17 protein-coding genes are annotated in these 19,168 nt (G+C 65.6%); 9 read left to right on the forward strand and 8 right to left on the reverse strand.

Going from position 1 to position 19,168, the window contains the following annotated elements; all coding sequences use genetic code 11:
- Positions 1 to 19: 19 nt before the first annotated feature.
- From gyrB to dnaA, 6 genes are all read right to left on the reverse strand, one after another.
- On the reverse strand, positions 20 to 2,077 hold the full coding sequence (gene gyrB / locus GV792_RS04990) for a DNA topoisomerase (ATP-hydrolyzing) subunit B (protein WP_163822439.1): 2,058 nt from the start codon (positions 2,075 to 2,077) through the stop codon (positions 20 to 22).
- A gap of 307 nt (positions 2,078 to 2,384) precedes the next feature.
- The gene (locus tag GV792_RS04995; protein WP_163822440.1) at positions 2,385 to 3,296 is read right to left on the reverse strand and encodes an alpha/beta fold hydrolase; all 912 of its coding nucleotides are present in this window, start codon (positions 3,294 to 3,296) and stop codon (positions 2,385 to 2,387) included.
- 150 nt (positions 3,297 to 3,446) lie between these two features.
- Positions 3,447 to 4,013, reverse strand: coding sequence for a DUF721 family protein (locus GV792_RS05000; protein WP_163822441.1), 567 nt, complete (start codon positions 4,011 to 4,013; stop codon positions 3,447 to 3,449).
- A gap of 353 nt (positions 4,014 to 4,366) precedes the next feature.
- On the reverse strand, positions 4,367 to 5,554 hold the full coding sequence (gene recF, locus GV792_RS05005) for a DNA replication/repair protein RecF (protein WP_163822442.1): 1,188 nt from the start codon (positions 5,552 to 5,554) through the stop codon (positions 4,367 to 4,369).
- 162 nt (positions 5,555 to 5,716) lie between these two features.
- Positions 5,717 to 6,892 (reverse strand): DNA polymerase III subunit beta, encoded by a 1,176-nt coding sequence (dnaN, locus tag GV792_RS05010; protein WP_163822443.1) that lies wholly within the window; start codon positions 6,890 to 6,892, stop codon positions 5,717 to 5,719.
- Between the two features lie 823 nt (positions 6,893 to 7,715).
- Entirely contained in the window at positions 7,716 to 9,851 is a 2,136-nt protein-coding gene (gene dnaA / locus GV792_RS05015; protein WP_163822444.1) for a chromosomal replication initiator protein DnaA, read from the reverse strand.
- Positions 9,852 to 10,382: 531 nt separating this feature from the next.
- Here dnaA and rpmH point away from each other — a divergent pair.
- The 9 genes from rpmH to GV792_RS05060 all read left to right on the forward strand — a co-directional run bounded on the left by rpmH (position 10,383) and on the right by GV792_RS05060 (position 17,371).
- Positions 10,383 to 10,526 (forward strand): 50S ribosomal protein L34, encoded by a 144-nt coding sequence (gene rpmH / locus GV792_RS05020; protein ID WP_163822445.1) that lies wholly within the window; start codon positions 10,383 to 10,385, stop codon positions 10,524 to 10,526.
- A gap of 88 nt (positions 10,527 to 10,614) precedes the next feature.
- Positions 10,615 to 11,031: a ribonuclease P protein component gene (gene rnpA, locus GV792_RS05025; RefSeq protein WP_163822446.1), complete on the forward strand. Its 417-nt coding sequence runs from the start codon at positions 10,615 to 10,617 to the stop codon at positions 11,029 to 11,031.
- Positions 11,028 to 11,414 (forward strand): membrane protein insertion efficiency factor YidD, encoded by a 387-nt coding sequence (gene yidD / locus GV792_RS05030; RefSeq protein ID WP_163822447.1) that lies wholly within the window; start codon positions 11,028 to 11,030, stop codon positions 11,412 to 11,414. The genes rnpA and yidD overlap by 4 nt, the downstream gene beginning before the upstream one ends.
- Positions 11,415 to 11,418: 4 nt before the next feature.
- Complete coding sequence (gene yidC, locus GV792_RS05035) at positions 11,419 to 12,501, forward strand: membrane protein insertase YidC (RefSeq protein ID WP_163822448.1); 1,083 nt, start codon at positions 11,419 to 11,421, stop codon at positions 12,499 to 12,501.
- Between the two features lie 141 nt (positions 12,502 to 12,642).
- Complete coding sequence (locus GV792_RS05040) at positions 12,643 to 13,149, forward strand: Jag family protein (protein WP_256668418.1); 507 nt, start codon at positions 12,643 to 12,645, stop codon at positions 13,147 to 13,149.
- 134 nt (positions 13,150 to 13,283) lie between these two features.
- Positions 13,284 to 14,036, forward strand: a complete 753-nt coding sequence (gene rsmG, locus GV792_RS05045) for a 16S rRNA (guanine(527)-N(7))-methyltransferase RsmG (RefSeq protein ID WP_175583995.1) — start codon at positions 13,284 to 13,286, stop codon at positions 14,034 to 14,036.
- Between the two features lie 367 nt (positions 14,037 to 14,403).
- Entirely contained in the window at positions 14,404 to 15,360 is a 957-nt protein-coding gene (locus GV792_RS05050) for a ParA family protein (RefSeq protein WP_256668416.1), read from the forward strand.
- A 52-nt stretch (positions 15,361 to 15,412) separates the two neighbouring features.
- On the forward strand, positions 15,413 to 16,426 hold the full coding sequence (locus GV792_RS05055) for a ParB/RepB/Spo0J family partition protein (RefSeq protein ID WP_163822452.1): 1,014 nt from the start codon (positions 15,413 to 15,415) through the stop codon (positions 16,424 to 16,426).
- A gap of 207 nt (positions 16,427 to 16,633) precedes the next feature.
- Complete coding sequence (locus GV792_RS05060) at positions 16,634 to 17,371, forward strand: GNAT family N-acetyltransferase (RefSeq protein ID WP_163822453.1); 738 nt, start codon at positions 16,634 to 16,636, stop codon at positions 17,369 to 17,371.
- 81 nt (positions 17,372 to 17,452) lie between these two features.
- Here GV792_RS05060 and GV792_RS05065 read toward each other — a convergent pair whose 3' ends face one another.
- Both GV792_RS05065 and trxA read right to left on the reverse strand, forming a co-directional pair.
- Positions 17,453 to 18,643 carry an N-acetylmuramoyl-L-alanine amidase gene (locus GV792_RS05065; protein ID WP_163822454.1) on the reverse strand — a complete coding sequence of 397 codons (1,191 nt, stop codon included), beginning with the start codon at positions 18,641 to 18,643 and terminating at the stop codon, positions 17,453 to 17,455.
- A 189-nt stretch (positions 18,644 to 18,832) separates the two neighbouring features.
- Complete coding sequence (gene trxA, locus GV792_RS05070) at positions 18,833 to 19,159, reverse strand: thioredoxin (RefSeq protein ID WP_163822455.1); 327 nt, start codon at positions 19,157 to 19,159, stop codon at positions 18,833 to 18,835.
- Positions 19,160 to 19,168: the final 9 nt, after the last annotated feature.

A 19,168-nucleotide genomic window follows, 5' to 3' on the forward strand; every position in this document is an offset into this window, starting at 1 on the left:
GGCAGCGATCACACGCCGGCTACACGTCGAGGAAGCGAACGTCCTTGGCATTGCGGGTGATGAAACTGCGACGCGCCTCGACGTCCTCGCCCATCAGAATGGAGAACAGCTCGTCGGCCGCGGCGGCATCGTCGAGGGTCACCTGGCGCAGCACCCGGACCGCGGGGTCCATGGTGGTCTCCCACAGTTCCTTGGCGTTCATTTCGCCCAGACCCTTGTAGCGCTGGACACCGTCGTCCTTGTTGATCTTCTTGCCCGCGGCCAGACCTGCCTCGAGCAGTCCGTCGCGCTCGCGGTCGGAGTAGGCGAATTCTGGATCGGCACGCTGCCACTTCAGCTTGTACAGCGGCGGCTGCGCCAGGTAGACGTGCCCGTGCTCGATCAGCGGTCGCATGAACCGGAACAGCAGCGTGAGCAGCAGGGTTGAGATGTGCTGGCCGTCGACGTCGGCGTCGGCCATCAGCACGATCTTGTGATAGCGCAGCTTGGCGATATCGAACTCGTCGTGGATGCCGGTACCGAACGCGGTGATGATCGCCTGGACCTCGTTGTTCTTGAGGACCTTGTCGATACGCGCCTTCTCGACATTGATGATCTTGCCGCGCAGCGGCAGGATCGCCTGGTACATCGAGTCGCGGCCGGACTTGGCCGAGCCGCCTGCGGAGTCACCCTCGACGATGTAGATCTCGGACTTGCTCGGATCCTTGGATCGGCAGTCGGCCAGCTTGCCCGGCAGACCGCCCAGGTCGGTGGCGCTCTTGCGGCGCACCAGTTCCCTGGCCTTACGCGCGGCGACACGCGCCTGCGCCGAGGAGACCGCCTTGTTCACGATGGTCTTCGCATCGGCCGGATTGGCCTCGAACCAATGCGCGAGGTGCTCATTGCAAGTGCGCTGCACGAACGACTTGACCTCGGTATTGCCCAGCTTGGTCTTGGTCTGGCCCTCGAACTGCGGTTCGCCGACCTTCACGCTCACGATGGCGGCCAGGCCCTCACGGATGTCGTCACCGGTGAGGTTGCCGTCCTTCTCCTTGAGGAGCTTCTTCTCCTTGGCGTACCGGTTGACCACGGTGGTCAGGGCCGCGCGGAAACCTTCCTCATGGGTGCCACCCTCATGGGTGTTGATGGTGTTGGCGAAGGTGTGCACCGACTCCGAGTAGCCGGAGTTCCACTGCATCGCCACCTCGAGCTCATGCCCGGTGCCCTTACCGGTGAACGCGACGACCGAGTTGTGGATCGCCTGCTTGGTCCGGTTGATGTGGCGGACGAAGTCCTCCAGACCACCCGGGTAGTGGTAGGTCCGCGACTTCACCTTGTGTTCGGTCTTCGACGACTCGTCGTCGGCGTGCTTGGGCGCCTCGGCGGTCTCGCTGACGACCTCGTCGGTGACCTCGGTGTCGGTGACCCGCTCGTCGGTCAGGGTGATGGTGAGGCCCTTGTTCAGGAACGCCATCTCCTGCAGACGCCTGGCCACCGTCTCGAAGTTGAACGAGGTGGTCTCGAAGATGTTGGGGTCCGGCCAGAACCGAATAGTGGTACCGGTGCGCTTGGTCGGCTCGCCCTGGATCAGCTTGCCCGGGGTGGCGTCCTTGTACTCCTGGGTCCAGTGGAAGCCCGCGTGGTCGATCTCCGCCTCGAGCCGGGTGGACAGCGCGTTCACCACGGAGATACCGACGCCGTGCAGACCGCCGGAGACCGCATAGGAGTCGGAGTCGAACTTGCCGCCGGCGTGCAGCTGGGTCATGACCACCTCGATGGTGGGCACGCCCTGGGCATGCATGCCGGTGGGGATGCCACGGCCGTCGTCGATGACCTCGACACCACCGTCGGCGAGCAGCGTGACGTCGACCCGGCTGGCGTAGCCTGCCATCGCCTCGTCGACGGAGTTGTCGACCACCTCCCAGATCAGGTGGTGCAGACCGCGCTCACCGGTGGAGCCGATGTACATGCCCGGACGTTTACGGACGGCCTCGAGCCCCTCGAGAACCGTGATGGAGGAGGCACCGTAGTCCTTGTTGCCCGCCTTACCCGAAGACGCCTTGGTCGAGCCCGATGCATTGGAGTCGTTGGCAGCCACTGGTCGGTAGCTCTCCTTACTTGCTGATCCTCGGCGCGGCGTCGCCAAGCACACGTTGGGGCCGGATTCTGAGCTGGTCGAGATTCACGGTCCACCGCGCGGGCTGTGCGGAACGCGCCGAAGGTATCGCCGCTAGTTACGTCACCATCCTACTGGTACGCCCAAACTACAGCGCACCTACGACACCCCTGACGGCTACGAGAATGCAAGAAATCGGATCACGGCGGGTCCGATCCGCCGCCCGACGGTTTCGAGCCATCAGGGTTGGCGTGAGAGTTGTGTTGCGGTCTGCCCCGTTCCGGGCGCCTCAGCCCTGCGCGGGCGCACCCACCCGATCGACGAACTCGGCGGTGAGCCGAGCCAGATCGGCCGGATGCGACAGCGGCGACCAGTGCCGGGCGGCGATCTCGCGCCTTGTCAGGTCCGACACCCAATTATCCGCCTCGGCATGCACCACAGGGCGCACCGCGCGGTCGCCTGTCGCGACGATCACCTGGACCGGGAGGTCGATCGGGCGCGGGCGAGGATTGCCGAGACGTGGCCGGATATTGGCGCGATAGAGCTTCAGGTTGTTGATCATGTCGGCGCGCAGGGTTGGCGCGGGATGGACCAGGGCTGGATCGATGCCGTCGAAGAAGGCGAGGAAGCGCGGCCACCGGCCAGACAGACCGCGCAACACCGGATTCGGCAGGCCCGGGATCTGGAAGGCGACGGTATAGGCCGAGGCCACACCCTGTGCGAGCGAATTACGCAGGCGAGCGAGGGAGAACGGTCCACGCAGATAGGCGCCGAGGAAATCGAGATTCGGGCCGGACACCGAGGTGAACGACGCGATCGACGCGCCCGCCTCTGGCATCGAGGCCAGTTCCCAACCGATCACCGAACCCCAGTCGTGGCCGAGCACATGCACCTGTTCACCAGGGGCGACCGCGGCCGCAACAGCGCGCACGTCGGCGGCCAACTCCTCGATCCGGTAGGCGTCGACCTCGGCCGGGACCGTACTCGCGCCCGCACCACGGTTATCGAAGGAAATCACTCGGTAGCGTTCGGCCAGCCCGGTGGCGACGCCGTTCCACAGGGTGTGGGTATCAGGCCAGCCGTGGACCAGGATGATCGCGGGGCCCGCGGGATTTCCGCATTCGAACACCGCAAGTTCGATATCGCCGCGGCGGACGGTCCGGGTCGGCCGGGCGGGGAATGGCTCGGTGGCGGCGATCATCGACTTCACCTTTCGACAGTGACGGTCCGGAGGATCCGGATCGGCGCGCTGTTCCACGTGAAACCGCTGTTCGTGGCGGTGTTGCGAACTTCGGCGGCCGACAGCGGAATCAACGTAACACCGAGTACCACATACTGGCCAGGTATCGGCTCAGCCGTAGGTGTCGCGCGGCCCTCGACCCTTGATATGGCGTTCCCCCTTACGCCAGCTCGGCGCCGCCGGGCCGGAGATCCGCAACGACGTCACCACGCCCTGCCCCACCGCAGCATTGATCTTGGCCAGAATCTGCGCCTGCAGCATGCGCAGCTGGGTCGCCCAGGCCGTCGATTCGGCGGTAATGCTGAGCACACCGTTCTCCAGCTTGACCGGCGTGGCGTGACTTGCGATGTCCTCACCCACCACCCCGGACCAGCGGCCGAGCACCATGCCCTCGGCGACCTTGGTCGACCAGCCTCGGCTCTTGGCAATCGAACCGGTCAGCTTGGACAGCATCTGTGGATCACGCTCATCGGGTCTCGGCCCGGACCATCCGGTGCGGCGTCTGGCGCCGGTCCGCAGCCCGCGACGCGGTGAGGAACGCCCCTGACCGACCGACTTTCCGCTGGCCTTGGCCGCGGCACGGGCCTCTTCCAGCGCCCGGCGGGCCAGATCGATACCGCGCAACTCCGGTTCCGGGTTCGAGCTCGAGGGGCCCGATGGCTCCGGTTGATCGGTCATCGTCGCTCCGTTCGCCTCGTCGAGTTGTCCCCAACTGTGGTGAGTTGTCCCCAGGCTCCGACACGCACTGCGCAACAAGCTGTTCCGTTGCGGTACCGGGACGACATTCTCACCGCAACCTTGGCATAACCCCAGGTAGAACCTATTTTTTCGACGTTTTCACACTCAGCGGTTGCGGCTGCTGTCGAGTTGCGGACGTCCGGCGTGTCACCTGGCGAGCCCAAGTTATCCACAGGCTGTTGACAACATGGGATCGATGCGTGCGACCAGGCACGAAGGTCGGAGCGCATGGAAAAACTGTACGGCAGCGATCCCGAAGCGGAGCCGACGATGGACGGTGTGCGGCGCATCGGTCAGCCTGCGGCGGACGAGTCGACGGCATGGATGATCCGGGAGGTGCGGCGGTCGGCGTCGCCGGTGGTCTCGACCCGCAGCGTGGTCGCCGACAACTCCGCCGGGACGTCCTCGGGAACGGCCGCGGTGATGAGCACCTGCTCGGCGGCGGCCGCCACCGAGGCAAGCGCGGTACGTCGACGGCGGTCGAGCTCGGCGAAGACGTCATCGAGCAGCAGTACCGGATCGGTGCCACCCTCGCGCAGCAGCTCGAACGAGGCGAGCCGCAGGGCGAGGGCGAACGACCAGGACTCGCCATGGCTGGCGAAACCCTTCGCGGGCGCGTCACCGAGCATCAGTTCGAGATCATCCCGGTGCGGGCCCACCAGACACACCCCGCGCTCCAATTCACGCGGCCGAGCAGCGGTGAGTTCGCGCAGCAGGATCGCCTCCAGTTCCGCGATATCACCGGGAGCAGGTGGACGGGTCGGGTCGAGGTAATCCTCCGGCAGCGCGGCACTGCGGTAGCCGATGGCGGCAGGACGCGACTCCGGAGCGATCGAGGCATAGGAGTCGGTCAGATGTGGGGACAGCTCATGTACCAGGCGTAGCCGCTCGGCCAGCAGCTGCGATGCGTGCGCGGCCAGATGCCCGTCCCACACATCGAGGGTGCCGAGATCGGCGCGCGAGCGGGCCTGCCTACCCGCGCTCTTCAGCAGTGCCGATCGTTGCCGCAGCACCCGGTCGTAATCGGCGCGGACCGCAGCCAGGCGCGGGAGTCGGGCTGTGCACAACTCGTCGAGGAACCGGCGCCGCTCCCCCGGATCGCCGCGGACCAACGCCAGATCCTCGGGTGCGAACAACACGGTGTGCAGAATCCCCAGGATCTCCCGGGGCCTGCGCACCGGCGACCGGTTGATCTGCGCACGGTTGGGTGAGCCCTGATTGAGTTCGATATCGATGCGCAGTTCACGGCCGGTATTCACCACGGTGGCACCGATCCTGGCTCGCTCGGTCCCCATCCGCAGCAGCGGCGCGTCACCGGAGACCCTATGGGAGCCCAGAGTGGACAGGTAGCCGGCCGCCTCCAGCAGATTGGTCTTCCCGTTGCCATTCGCGCCGAGGAAAACCGTTCCGCCTGTGGATAACTCGATATCCGCGTGCTCCCAGGAACGGAAGTCACGAACCGTCAGAGCTCGGATGAACATGCGCTCAGCTCGCCAGATGGTATGTCACAGCTGTATCCACAACTGTGGACAAGTGTGCTTGTGCCGCACCACTTTCCATTGCCGATCGGTTCCGGTAACCCGAAACGTCGTACCGCACAGCCGGTTTCGGATCCTGCTCGCACCCGACGGTCACACTCGCACTCAGCCCGGGAGCCGGACCGGCATCAACAGATAGGTGTAGGTGCTGTCCAGGGCGGCGAACGCACCGGAGTCCAGTGCCTGCGGCTCCTCCTCGGACGCGGGCAGCAACACCGCGGGACGGCTCGGCGTGGTGAACCCGAAGGTGACCCGATCCGAATGCAGAGCCGACAGACCGTCGATGAGGTAGCCGGGGTTGAACGCGATGGTCAGTGGCTCGCCGCGGAAGTCGGCCTCCAGCCACTCCTCGGCCCGACCAGCGTCGTCGCCACCCGCTGACAACAGCAGGCCGTCACCGGAGAACTCCAGCCGCACCTGGGCACCACGCTCGGCAACGAGGGCCACACGCTTGATGGCATCGGTGAGGGTGGCGACCTGCAGAGTCGCGAGTGAGGTGTGCTCCTTGGGGAGCAACTGACGGAACTTGGGGAATTCCGCATCGAGCAGGCGGGTGGTAGTGCGCCGGCCCGCATTGACGATGCCGAGCAGCCCGTCGGCGCCCGATCCAGTGCCGAGCGACAGCTGCACCGGCGCGTCGGTGGCGCCGAGGGTCTTCGCCGACTCCGACAGTGTGCGCGCCGGGATCAACACGGCGGTCTCGATATCGGTACGAGCCGGCTGCCATTCGATGTGGCGCACCGCGAGGCGGAAGCGGTCGGTGGCCGCGAGAACCACCTGGGGACCTTCGATCTCGACCCGGATGCCGGTGAGCATCGGAAGCGTGTCGTCCCGGCCTGCGGCGACGGCGACCTGGCCGACTGCCTCGGCGAAGACATCGGCATTGAGTTCACCGCTCTGCTGCGGCACCTCGGGAAGCTGGGGATAGTCCTCGACCGGCATGGTGGGCAGGGAGAACTTGGCGCTACCGCAGCTGATCAGCACGCGGGTGCCGTCGACGGAGACATCGACCGGCTTATTGGACAGCGCCTTGGTGATATCGGCCAACAGCCGCCCGGAGACGAGCACCTGGCCAGGGCCTGCGACCTCGGCCGCGACCCGCATCTGTGCGGAGACCTCGTAGTCGAAGCCGGAGACGGTCAGCCCGTCTTCATCGGCAACGAGCAGCACTCCACCGAGCACCGGGACCGGCGGCCGGGACGGAAGGCTGCGCGCGACCCAGGCGACCGACTCCGCGAAATCCTCACGGGCGACCCGAAACTTCATGCTCGAAAGCTCCATCGCCCGATCTGTCCTCTCCCGGTTTCGTGATCTTGCAGCGGCCCGACGATGTCGTCGGCCCCCTGTCGGCTGGTCAGCGTTGGTTCTCGAAAGACGTGCTGTCGCGGCCGCCTTCGAAAGTGTGGCACAGACGACCGACAACCAAACGGTACCGCGTTCGAGCCGAGCACCGGGCCCGACCCTCCGGTCCGGCTCGCGCGCTCTGCTGTCCGGCCCTGCCTGATGCTCCTTCTCCTTGCTTGTGTGCCGGGACCCGATCGTGAAGCCGAGCCTGCCCGACCGACTTTCCACACAGCCTGTTTTGAAGAGAGATCTATTAGAAGAAGAACTGAAGTAGTAATAGGCCCTGTGGATTCTGTGGAATGAGGTCGTCTGCGCAGGTCACAGGGCGTGGTGCGGTGGGGATGAGTGTTGAGTGTCTCGAGGATGAACAGCGGGGGTCTGTGGAGGCCGGAAGTTTGTCCCACATCTATCCACCGCTGATCCTCGAGTTGTTCCACCGGATTCACCCGGTTGTTCACACGTGTGCACGAGATCGTGGACAACCAGTGGAATCCTCGAGGACTCCACAAGGATTCCTCGAGGAATCCACAGGGACAACAACGCAGATCGCCCGGTCAGCGGCTGTGGAGGCAGCACCCTGTGGACTCTGTGGACAGATGCCCTGTGTGCGGACACACGTCACCCGACCCGCCGGGCTGTGAGCAAAACGGTGGACAACCATGGGATTCCTCGAGGACTCCACAGGAATTCCTCGAGGAATCCACAGCCCATGGACATGGGTCACCCCAGGTCAGGGGCTTTCACAGGCTGTGTATGCGGATCAGCGCGAACGCTGTTTGATTCGGGCTGTGAGTTCTTGAACCTGGTCGTAGACCCGGCGCCGTTCGGTCATCTCCTTGCGGACCTTCTTCTCCGCGTACATGACCGTTGTGTGGTCGCGACCGAATGCCTGGCCGATCTTCGGCAGGGACAGATCGGTGAGCTCACGGCACAGATACATGGCGATCTGGCGAGCCTGAGCCAGCGGACGGGCCTTACCAGGGCCGGTCAGCTCCTCGAGCGTCGTATTGAAGTACTCGGCGGTGACGGCCATGATCGTGGCCGCGGTGATCTCGAGCGCCGCGGTATCGGGCATCAGATCGCGCAGCACCACCTCGGCCAGCGGCAGATCCAGCGGCTGACCGTTGAGCGAGGCGAACGCCGTCACCCGGATCAGCGCGCCCTCCAGCTCGCGGATATTGCGCTCGACCCGGCTGGCGATGAGTTCGAGCACGTCATGCGGGACATCGAGGCGGTCCATCCTGGCCTTCTTGCGCAGGATCGCGATCCGGGTCTCCAGCTCCGGCGGCTGCACATCGGTGATCAGGCCCCATTCGAACCTGGTCCGCAACCGCTCCTCCAGCGTGGCGAGCTGCTTGGGCGGCCGGTCCGAGGACACCACGATCTGCTTGTTGGCGTTGTGCAGGGTGTTGAAGGTGTGGAAGAACTCTTCCTGGATACCTTCCTTGCCCTCGATGAACTGGATGTCGTCCACCAGCAGGATGTCGGTCTCCCGGTAGCGGCGCTTGAACGCCACCTTGCGGTCGTCGCGCAGACTGTTGATGAAGTCGTTGGTGAATTCCTCGGTGGAGACGTACTTGACCCGCATCCCGGGGAACAGCCGCTGGGCGTAGTGCCCGGCCGCATGCAGCAGATGGGTTTTGCCCAGACCGGAGGCACCCCAGACGAACAGCGGGTTGTAGGCCCGCGCCGGCGCCTCGGCGATCGCGACCGCCGCGGCGTGCGCGAATCGGTTGGACGCGCCGATGACGAACGTCTCGAAGGTGTATTTGGCATTCAGACTCGCCGACGAGGTCTGCGGCGCCTGCGGTTCCTGCGATTTGGCGAAGTAGGTCGGCCAGGAGTCGCGGACGTTGACCACGGGTTCGTCGTCGTGGTCGGAACGCTGGCCGTCACCGGCCGGCTCGCGCACCGGCTCGCGGACGGTGTCGTGTGCGGCTTCGCGGATCGGCTCGTGCGCCACGGCGGGCGCCTGATCTTCGGCAGGGCCGGACTCACGCAGGTCGGCGGCGATCGGCGCGCGCGGCGTGGGCTCCGGGGTGAACAGCGACTCCTGTCCCGGCGGTACCGACTCACGACGCGGCGCGGGCGCGGACTCACGGCGTTGAGCCGGTGAACTCTCGACCGCACCCGTGTCCGTCCGTTCGGCGTTCGGCGCCGGGTATTCGCCGCGCGGGGCGTACTCGGGCCTGCGGAAGTCGTCCGCGGGCCGGTAGTCCTGATCGGATCGGCGCTCGCTCGCCTCGGCGAAGTCAGAGCCGTACTCCGGTCGGCCGAAGTTCTCGCGCTGTTCGTAGTTGTCCCCCGAGCCGTATCCGTCGGACTCGGCGAACCCGTCGGCGCGCCCGTAGCTATCGGGCCGATCGAACTCTTGAGCCTGTGGATAATCCTGGCCGGGTGGATAGGTGCGGCCCGCTGCGTAGTCGGCGCTGGGATAGTCGGGGGCGTAGTCGTTGCCTGCGGCATAGCGCGGTGGACTGAACTCGCCGCGGCCTGCGAACTCCGCATTCGGATATTCGGGCCTGCGGGGCTGCTCGCGCGGCCGTTCCGGCCTGCTGGTCATCCTGGCGTGCCGGGGCGGGGGGCTCGGGCGTTCGGTACCCGGCGTGGTCGGCGCGGCGATGCGCACCCCGAGACCTTCGACCTGTGGACCCAGCCGTCGCGCCAGCGAACGCAGGATCGGTTCCCGCAGATCGCGCTCGATCGCTTCCTGGGCCAGCGACGACGGTACCGAGAGCAGTGCGAACCCCTGTGCGACTGTCAACGGCTTGACGAGCTTCAACCACGCCTGTTGTGCGCGGGAGACCGACGGGATGGCACCATCGGGAGAGCCGGTAGTGAGTTCGGCGACCACCTCCGGCCAAACGGTAGCCAACACGTTCTGCTCGTCGTCCATGCAGTGTCCTCCCCGGAAGTTGGTCGATGGGAGCAGACGGCCGGGGTACGCAAGACGTCTACCGTGGTGGTTCGATCCGATCCCGCGCGGGTCGTTACCGGTTCGGTCGCATCCCGGAATCGCGGTGTTTCCCGGTGGCGGCGCAGCACCGTCGGCTTAACGAATATGCCACTCACGGGGTCTTTCCACACAATTATCCACAGATGTGGAGAACTCCTGTGGATTGGGGATCATGGCGTCGCTGACCAGCCGCAGTGCCCCGACCTGCAGCGAAACCGGCTATCGTCCGGCTACGCGGTCATCGGCCGGACGCGCTGACCGATCAGGGGTGTGGACGAGGTCACGGCCACATACCGCTGATATGGGCGAGTTTGACCCGTTCGTGGCCGCTGAGTACCCTCGTACAGTCACCCCTTGGTGCGGTGGCTGCCCTGTGCTGACTGTTCGCCAGGATCGCCGCGCGCCGAGGATGGGCGAATCACCACAAGCTTCGGGCGCATCTGGCGCCCACCAACTCGAGGAGTGTTGACCGTGGCCAAGGGCAAGCGGACGTTCCAGCCGAACAACCGTCGTCGGGCGCGGGTTCACGGCTTCCGTCTCCGGATGCGGACCCGTGCGGGCCGCGCCATCGTTTCCGCGCGCCGCCGTAAGGGCCGCGGCGCTCTGACGGCCTGATCCTTCTCCCGGATTCGGTGTCGGATGCCCGGTTCGCCGAACGCTGCGCTCCTCTTCCCTGATCGCTCACACGCCCCCGGACTCTCGGGTGCTGCCTGAGTCGTATCGGCTGCATCGTCGTGCCGACTTCTCCAGGACGGTGCGTCGCGGCCAACGAACCGGGAGGCGTGACCTGGTGGTGCACGCATTCGTGCACACCGTGGATCCGGCTGCCGAATCGACCGAGGATGCGCTGGTTCGCGTCGGCGGTCCGCGCTTCGGATTGATTGTCAGCAAGGCGGTGGGCAACGCGGTGATTCGTCACCGGGTGGCCCGCCGCCTGCGTCATATCTGCGCCGAGGTCCGCGCCGAGATTCCCGTCGAGGCCGATATCGTCATCCGGGCTCTACCCGGCGCTGCGACCGCCGATTCTGCGGAGCTGCTGCGCCAGCTGCGCGGCGCAGCTCGCAAGCTTGGTCTCGGCGCTACCGCCCGGCCCGCCGCGCGCTCGGGTGAACCGGTATGAGACCGCCCGCGGCTCTGGTCCGATGGCCCGCCAACATTCTGATCTTCCTGATCGAGCTCTACCGGACCTATGTGTCCCCCACCCGCATGCCGGTCTGCCGGTTCACACCGACCTGTAGCGAGTACGCGGTCACCGCGTTGCGCACCCGAGGGCTGTTCATCGGCCTCGGATTGACGGTCGTGCGTCTGGCCAAATGTGCACCCTGGCACCCTGGTGGGTGGGACCCCGTTCCGGAGCGGAAGCGCCGCGACGAGCACGGGAACGAGGCAACCGCCGAATCGTCACGGGATACGACCCCGCCGGCCGACTCGGAGCCGGAGGCCAAGGCTTGTACAGGATCACCGTCCGCGGTGATCGGCGATACGAACGACGGGAGTGCATAGAGCCGTGCTCGACTTCATTTATTACCCGGTGTCCTGGATCCTTTGGTTCTGGCACCGGGTCTTCGGGTTCGCGTTCGGCGCGGACAATGGACTCACCTGGGCACTGGCCGTGGTGTTCCTGGTCTTCTCGCTGCGGCTGTTGCTCTACAAGCCGTTCGTGAAGCAGGTGCGCACTACCAAGCAGATGCAGGAACTGCAGCCTCAGATCAAAGAGCTGCAGAAGAAGTACAAGAACGACCGCCAGAAGATGGCGCTGGAGATGCAGAAGCTCCAGAAGGAGAACGGCTTCAACCCGCTCATGGGCTGCCTGCCGATTCTGGCCCAGGTGCCGGTATTCCTCGGTCTGTTCCATGTGCTGCGCTCGTTCAACCGGACCGGTCACGGCCTGGGGCAGCTCGGCATGGACCCGGTCACCAACGCGAACACCCCGAACTACGTCTTCAGCGCGGCCGATGTCCAGTCGTTCCTGAGCGCCCGTATTTTCGGCGCGCCGATCTCCGCGTTCATCACCACCCCGGCTAACGAGCTGCTGGCATTCGAGGACTGGGGCGGGATTCCCAGCCGCATCTCCATCGCCGCTGTCGCCATCCCGCTGATGGTCATCGCCTCGGTCGCAACGCACTTCAACGCCCGCGCCTCGGTCCAGCGGCAGACGCCGGAGGCCGCAGCCAACCCGCAGGCCGCGCTGATGAACAAGCTGGCGCTGTGGGTGTTCCCGCTCGGTGTGCTCGTCGGTGGTCCCTTCCTGCCGATCGCCATTCTGTTGTACTGGGTCTCCAACAACATCTGGACCTACGGGCAGCAGCATCTCGTCTTCGGCCGGATGGCCAAGGAGGAAGAGGCCAAGAAGCAGGCCAAGCTGGAGCAGCGGGCGCAGAACGCTCCGAAGCCGGGCGCCAAGCCAGTCGACACTCGAAAGAAGCAGGCGACCCAACCATCCACCGCAGCCGCCGAGGACGACGCCGCCACCACGAATGGTGCGGCCCCCGCGGCAAAGGCAGCGGGTAAGCAGTCGGGCCAGAAACGGCCGGGCGGCCAGAAGAAGTCGGGCAATCGCGGCCGGGCCAATCAGAAGCGACGCCGCTGACTCCATTCGATCGGTGGGAAACCACTATCACCGAGCAACCCTTGATCGCGGCACCCGGACAACCGGCAGCCGCGACGAGCAGATGAAGGAAATCAAATGACTGTTGAGACCGACGGAGGGGACGCCACTGTGGCAACGACGATGGTTGATGCCGACACCGAAGCGGGTGACGTCGCGAGCGACGCCGAGGAAGCGTTGATCGAAGAGGGCGAGATCGCGGGCGACTACCTGGAGCAGCTGCTCGATGTGCTCGACTTTGATGGCGATATCGATCTGGACGTCGAGGGAGACCGTGCGGTGGTGAGCATCGACGGCGGCCGGGACCTGTCGAAGCTCGTAGGCCGCAACGGCGAGGTGCTCGATGCGCTGCAGGAGCTGACCCGCCTCGCGGTGCAGCAGGCGACCGGTGTACGCAGCCGGCTCATGCTGGACGTCGCCGGCTGGCGGGCCAAGCGTCGCGAAGAGCTGAGCGCGCTCGGGACTGCGGCAGCGAAGCGCGTGCAGGAATCCGGCGCACCTGAATCGTTGGCGCCGATGACGCCGTTCGAGCGCAAGATCGTCCACGACGCTGTTGCGGCTGTCGATGGCGTCGCGAGCGAGAGTGAGGGCGTGGAGCCGAACCGGCATGTGGTTGTCGTTCCGGCTTGATGGATAGTCCGGCACGCCCCGTGCGCTGACGGGGTGCGCAATGGTTGGATAGGGCCTCGGGTCTTCGGACCGGGGCCCTTGTCCATATCCGGGTGCCGGTGCCCATTTCCGATAGTCGACGAGTGCTCGGAAGGATGTTTCACGTGGAACGAGATCTCGGCGGAGCGACCGAGTTGCCGGCCGAGCTGGAGCCGCCGGCGGTAGCCGCCACGGTTTTCGGTGACCGTCTCGATCTCGCCCGCCGGTACTGTGCCGCGCTGGCGACGGCCGGAGTGGAGCGTGGGTTGATCGGGCCGCGCGAAGTCCCCCGGCTCTGGGATCGCCACATCCTCAACTGCGCTGTGATCGGTGAGCTGATTCCCGAGGGCGCTTCGGTGGTCGACATCGGCAGCGGGGCGGGTCTCCCCGGTATCCCCCTGGCCATCGCCCGGCCGGACCTTCGCATCACGTTGGTGGAACCGTTGTTGCGGCGCACGATCTTTCTGAGTGAGTTCATCGAAGAGGCGGGGCTAGAGGTCGCCGTCGTTCGTGGTCGTGCTGAGCAGTCGGGTGTGATTCATGAAGCCGGTGGTGCCGACGTTGTCACGTCGCGTGCCGTGGCCCCGCTGGCGAAGCTCGCACAGTGGTCACTCCCCCTGGTTCACGACCACGGCCGGATGCTCGCGCTCAAGGGCGTGAGTGCGGCCGAGGAGTTGGTGCGCGATGCGGATGCGCTCGCTCGTGCCGGCGCAGGTTTGGCGGAGGTGGTCGAATGCGGCGTCGGGATCGTGGAGACGCCGACGCTCGTCATCAGCGCGGAGCGCCTCCCGCGGTCCGAGCGTGCGCCCAAGCCGCGCGCTGAGAAGTCCGTGCGCCGAGCGGTACGGGCCGCAAGGAAGGCGAAGTAGCTGCCTTTCGTGGCCGATGTTTCACGGGAAACATGGTCCGGCGCATGCGAATGGTCACGGATCCGCGTGTCGTGCGCGAGTCACCGCGATTCAGCTTTCTAATCGCGCTCGGGGCTGGCAAGCTAATGGGCGTCGGGCGTGAGCGTTGGTGCCACGGAGGGATGTGGATGTCACAGCGGCAGGAGCTCCGCTCGGTCGATCGGGCGCCGCGGTCCCGGTTGAGCATCAAGTTCGATCCGACACGGCTTGTTTGAAGACACGGCGCCGACGCGGTCGGTCAGCACGTGATCTGGAGTTCTCGCGTTAGGAGCTGTCTATGTCGAGCGGTTCAGCGAATGTTTCACGGGAAACATCGCGAGTTCCGGGAATGCTGGATTCCAGCAATGCCGGTCCGGAAGCATTCGGAAGCACACCGTTCGGGAACATCTCCCCCAGTGAGACCCCGATTGCGGCGGAGGCGCACCGCGCGAGTCAGATACTGCATCCAGGAAAGGTGACAGTGCCGAAACCGCATGAGCAACGGATCATCACGATCGCTAACCAGAAGGGCGGTGTCGGCAAGACGACCACCGCGGTCAATCTGGCGGCGGCCCTGGCGCATCAGGGGATGAAGGTGCTCGTGATCGATCTCGACCCGCAGGGCAATGCCAGCACTGCACTGGGGGTCGAACACCACTCCGGTGTGCCGTCGAGTTATGAACTGCTCATCGGCGAGATCTCGGTCAAAGATGCGATCCAGCAGAGCCCGCATAGTGAACGGCTGCTCTGCATTCCGGCCACGATCGACCTGGCGGGCGCCGAGATCGAGTTGGTGTCCATGGTTGCTCGCGAAGGCAGGCTGAAGGCCGCCATTCAAGAAGCCAATATCGCCGGCTACGACATCGACTACGTGATGATCGACTGCCCGCCATCGCTGGGTCTGCTGACGGTCAATGCGATGGTCGCGGCAAAGGAGGTGCTGATCCCGATCCAGTGCGAGTACTACGCACTCGAGGGCGTCGGGCAGCTGATCCGCAATATCGGTCTCGTCCAGTCGCACCTGAACCCCGAACTCCATGTTTCCACCGTGATTCTCACGATGTACGACGGCCGGACCAAGCTGGCCGATCAGGTCGCCGAGGAGGTGCGTGGCCACTTCGGTGACGTCGTGCTGCGATCGGTCATTCCGCGCAGCGTGAAGGTCTCCGAGGCGCCCGGCTACGGCATGACGGTGCTGGACTACGACCCGGGCTCCCGAGGAGCGATGAGCTACCTTGATGCCGGTCGGGAAATGTCGGCCCGCGCTGCGGCGAAGCGCGCAGCCGTCACCGAAGGTGCGGAGTGACGCAGGTCGTACCGACCTGTGGCGGTGGTGGAACGAGAAAGGGGTAGGCCCGATGAGTCAGGCTAAGAAGGGTGGGCTGGGACGCGGTCTCGCAGCGCTGATCCCGACCGGACCGGCATCGACCGGCCTCGGCGATGCCGCGGCGAGTGTGGTCATCGGGGTCGATCCCGGACCGCTCCAGCCGGCCACTACATTCCTGCATCGGGTTCCCGACTCACCGGACACCACCGAACTCGACTCCCCCGGCGATGCCGTCTACCGCGAGATCCCGCCGGACGCCATCGAGCCGAACCCGAAGCAGCCGCGTCAGGTCTTCCAAGAAGACGCGCTCGCCGAGCTCGTGCATTCGATCCGTGAATTCGGGCTCATGCAGCCGATTGTGGTGCGCCGCCTCGACTCCAACCCGGACCGCTACCAGCTCGTCATGGGTGAGCGCCGTTGGAGGGCCTGCCAGGAAGCCGGCCTGACCACGATTCCGGCCATCGTCCGGGAGACCGACGACGGCTCGATGCTGCGTGATGCACTACTGGAGAACATCCACCGCGTGCAGCTCAACCCGCTCGAGGAGGCAGCCGCTTACCAGCAGCTGCTCGAGGAGTTCGACGTCACCCATGAGGAACTGGCGGACCGGATCGGCCGCTCACGTTCGGCGGTGACGAATATGATCCGGCTGTTGAAGCTGCCGGTGCCGGTGCAGCGGCGAGTTGCCGCCGGCGTATTGTCCGCGGGGCACGCCCGTGCGGTCCTCGGCCTGGAAGCCGGCCCCGATGCCCAAGAGGTGCTCGCTGCCCGCATTGTCGCCGAGGGGATGTCGGTGCGAGCGACCGAGGAAGCCGTCACGCTCGCGAACCGGGAACCCGAGAACGCAACTCCCCCCGCTCCCCGCCGCAAGCCGCTGCACGCGCCGGGATTACAGGATGTGGCCGAGCGACTCTCGGAATCGTTCGACACTCGCGTGACAGTGAGTCTGGGCAAGCGCAAGGGAAAAATTGTCGTCGAGTTCGGCTCGGTCGACGATCTCGAGCGCATTGTCGGTCTGATGCAGCAGAACAACATCGGAACCTAACGAAATCGAGCCTGTGCACCCGTGAGGACAACCCTGGCGTCGAATCGTCACTGTGACGGCAGCCGAACATCGCACAGAGCCCCTGACCGAACAGCACAGTGACGTGGAATGAGGCGGGTTCGCTTTGATCGCATATTCTTGCTGGCGAGAAGACAGTGATGCGGCGTGAGCGTGGATGAATCAGACAGCTGGAGGCTGAGCAGAGCGGTGTCGACCAGCGTCACGGCATTGACCCTGGACGGGCTGGACCAACTGCCCGCACATGCGCGGCGCTGTGTGTTCTGGGAGATGGATCCGGCCGTGGTCGCCGACTCGCAAGAGTTCAGCGATCCGGTCTTCGAGAAGGAGGCCTGGCTCTCCACGGTCATGCTCGAATGGGGTTCCTGCGGGCAGGTCGCGACCGTCGACGGAAATGCCGCCGGATGTGTCCTCTACGCGCCGCCGAGCGCCGTGCCGCGAGCAACGCTGTTCCCCACCTCCCCCGTCAGCCCGGACGCCATCCTGCTGACCACGCTGCGGGCCGAATCGCCGCATCAGGACCCCGATATCGCCTACCGGCTGATTCAGGCCGCGGTGACCGATCTGATGCGCCGCGGCGTCCGGGCGCTCGAGGTCTTCGGTCTTCGAGCGGACCCGCCGAGCACGGCCCTCTCGGATCGCTCCATGGGTTCCATGACCTTGATGGAACGTATCGCGACGCCGGTGCGTGACCGATTGCGTAGCTCCGGCCGGGCAACTGCGCGCTGTTCGCCGGAGACGTGCATGATCGACGCCGACTTCCTGGAGGAGGCCGGCTTCGAGATCGTCGCACCGCACTACCGGTTCCCCCGGCTGCGGTTGGAACTCGATTCCGATCACGGGTGGAAGGAAGACGTGGAGCGAGCGCTGGATCAACTGCTCGCGGCCGCCTCGATGACGGTGCCGACGCGCGTACTCAGCCTCTGACGGCACCGAGCCATCGAGGCCTACCAACGACACTGCCCCGCCTGCACCATGTGCGGCGGGGCAGATTCGTGCGTGGTGTGACTATCCGCGATCGGCCGCGGCCAGCTCCTCGGCGAGCAGCTCGGCGAAGGTGTAGGTGCCGGTCGGTTGATCGTCCTGACCCAGCAGGTACAGCCGCTTCACCGACACCAGGATCGCTTCCGCGATGACGTCGCGCATGCGTGGGTTGGTGAGCACGGACGCGTCGTATTCGTTTGTGAGATAACCGATATCGACCTGCACCGTGGGCATTTTGGTGAGCCGCAGCAGATCCCAGGTGCGCTGATGGGTCCGGCAGTCCTGCAACGAGGTTCGTGCGACCACCTCACGCTGGATGAAACCGGCCAGCACCTGCCCGATCATCGAGACCGAGCCGTGCGAATTGCCGAAGTAGAAGCCCGCGACACCGTTGGCCGACGAGCTGGGATTGTTGGCGCAGCGCAGCGAGATCATCAGGTCGGCGTCGAACGCGTTGGAGGTTTCGGCCCGTTCGGCGTCGGTGGGGTTGGCGCCCCACGGCCGCGACAGGAAGGTCTCCATTCCGGTCGCGGCCATCCGGCCCTCGAGCCGACTGGCCAGATCCCACAGAATTTCCGATTCGTACACATCACCGAACTCGGTGGGCACGGCGTGGCCTTTGTCCGGCCCGCCCAGACCCGGGTCGATCACGATCCGCTTGCCGGTCAGCTGCGGGCCCGCACGGTGCACCACCTCTTCCTCGGCGATGCGATGCGGATTTCCGCCGGTCACCCTGGCACCGAGCAGTTCGAGCGAGCGAAGCGTGTCCGGGCCGCAGATGCCGTCGGCGGACAGCCCGATCTCGCGCTGGAACGCAGTGAGGCCGTCGTGGGTGTGCGGACCGAAGTAGCCGTCGACACGGTGCACGTAGAAGCCGAGGTCTTGGAGCCGCCGCTGCAGCGTCGCCACGTCGTCACCGTAGAGCGGCGCGGACAGCTGATAGATCAGCGTGCGCGCGCCGAGCCGGTAGGAGGCCTCTTTGAGGGCCCGATACGTCGCAGGACCGACGACACCGTCCACGAGCAGCCCACGGTGCTGCTGGAAAGCACGCACCGCGGAGTCGAGCTGGTGATCGAAGGTGGCGTCGGTGTCTTTCCAATATTCACGCGCGTCATCGCCATCGACGTTGTGCGCGTGCAGGAAACCCAGACTTGCCAGGGTGCTCCGAACCTCTGCGACGGCTGGACCGGTATCGCCGTGACGAAGTCGGTGCATGCGTGAGAGCCCTTTCCCTTCCGTCAGCCCGGGTACCCACCAATGCGAAGGGTTACACCCTCGCACCACCGGAGCGTCGGTCGATTGTCTCAGACCCGGGCCGGATTTCGGCAATTCCGGGTCTGGGCATACTACGGCGCGTCGCCGATGTGCGATGCCTTACGGCGGAGTTCGCCGTCGTCGAGGGAGTCAGATGACGCCGTCGAGTTCGCGCAGCAGGGCGGCTTTGCCCTTGGCTCCGACGATCTGCTTGACCGGCTTGCCACCGGTGAACAGCATCATAGTGGGCAGCGACAGGATCTGATAATCCTTGGCGGTGACCGGGTTGGCGTCCACATCCAGCTTGGCGACGGTCAGCTTATCGGCATGGGTGCCCGCGATTTCCTCCAGCACGGGTGCGACCATCTTGCACGGTCCGCACCAGTCCGCCCAGAAGTCGACCAGAACCGGCTTCTCGCTGAGCAGGACGTCATCGGCGAAGGTGGCGTCGGTGACGGTGATGGTGGTCTCGGACATGGGTGTTCT

It is taken from the genome of Nocardia cyriacigeorgica, assembly GCF_010868145.1.
GTDB lineage: Bacteria > Actinomycetota > Actinomycetes > Mycobacteriales > Mycobacteriaceae > Nocardia > Nocardia cyriacigeorgica_D.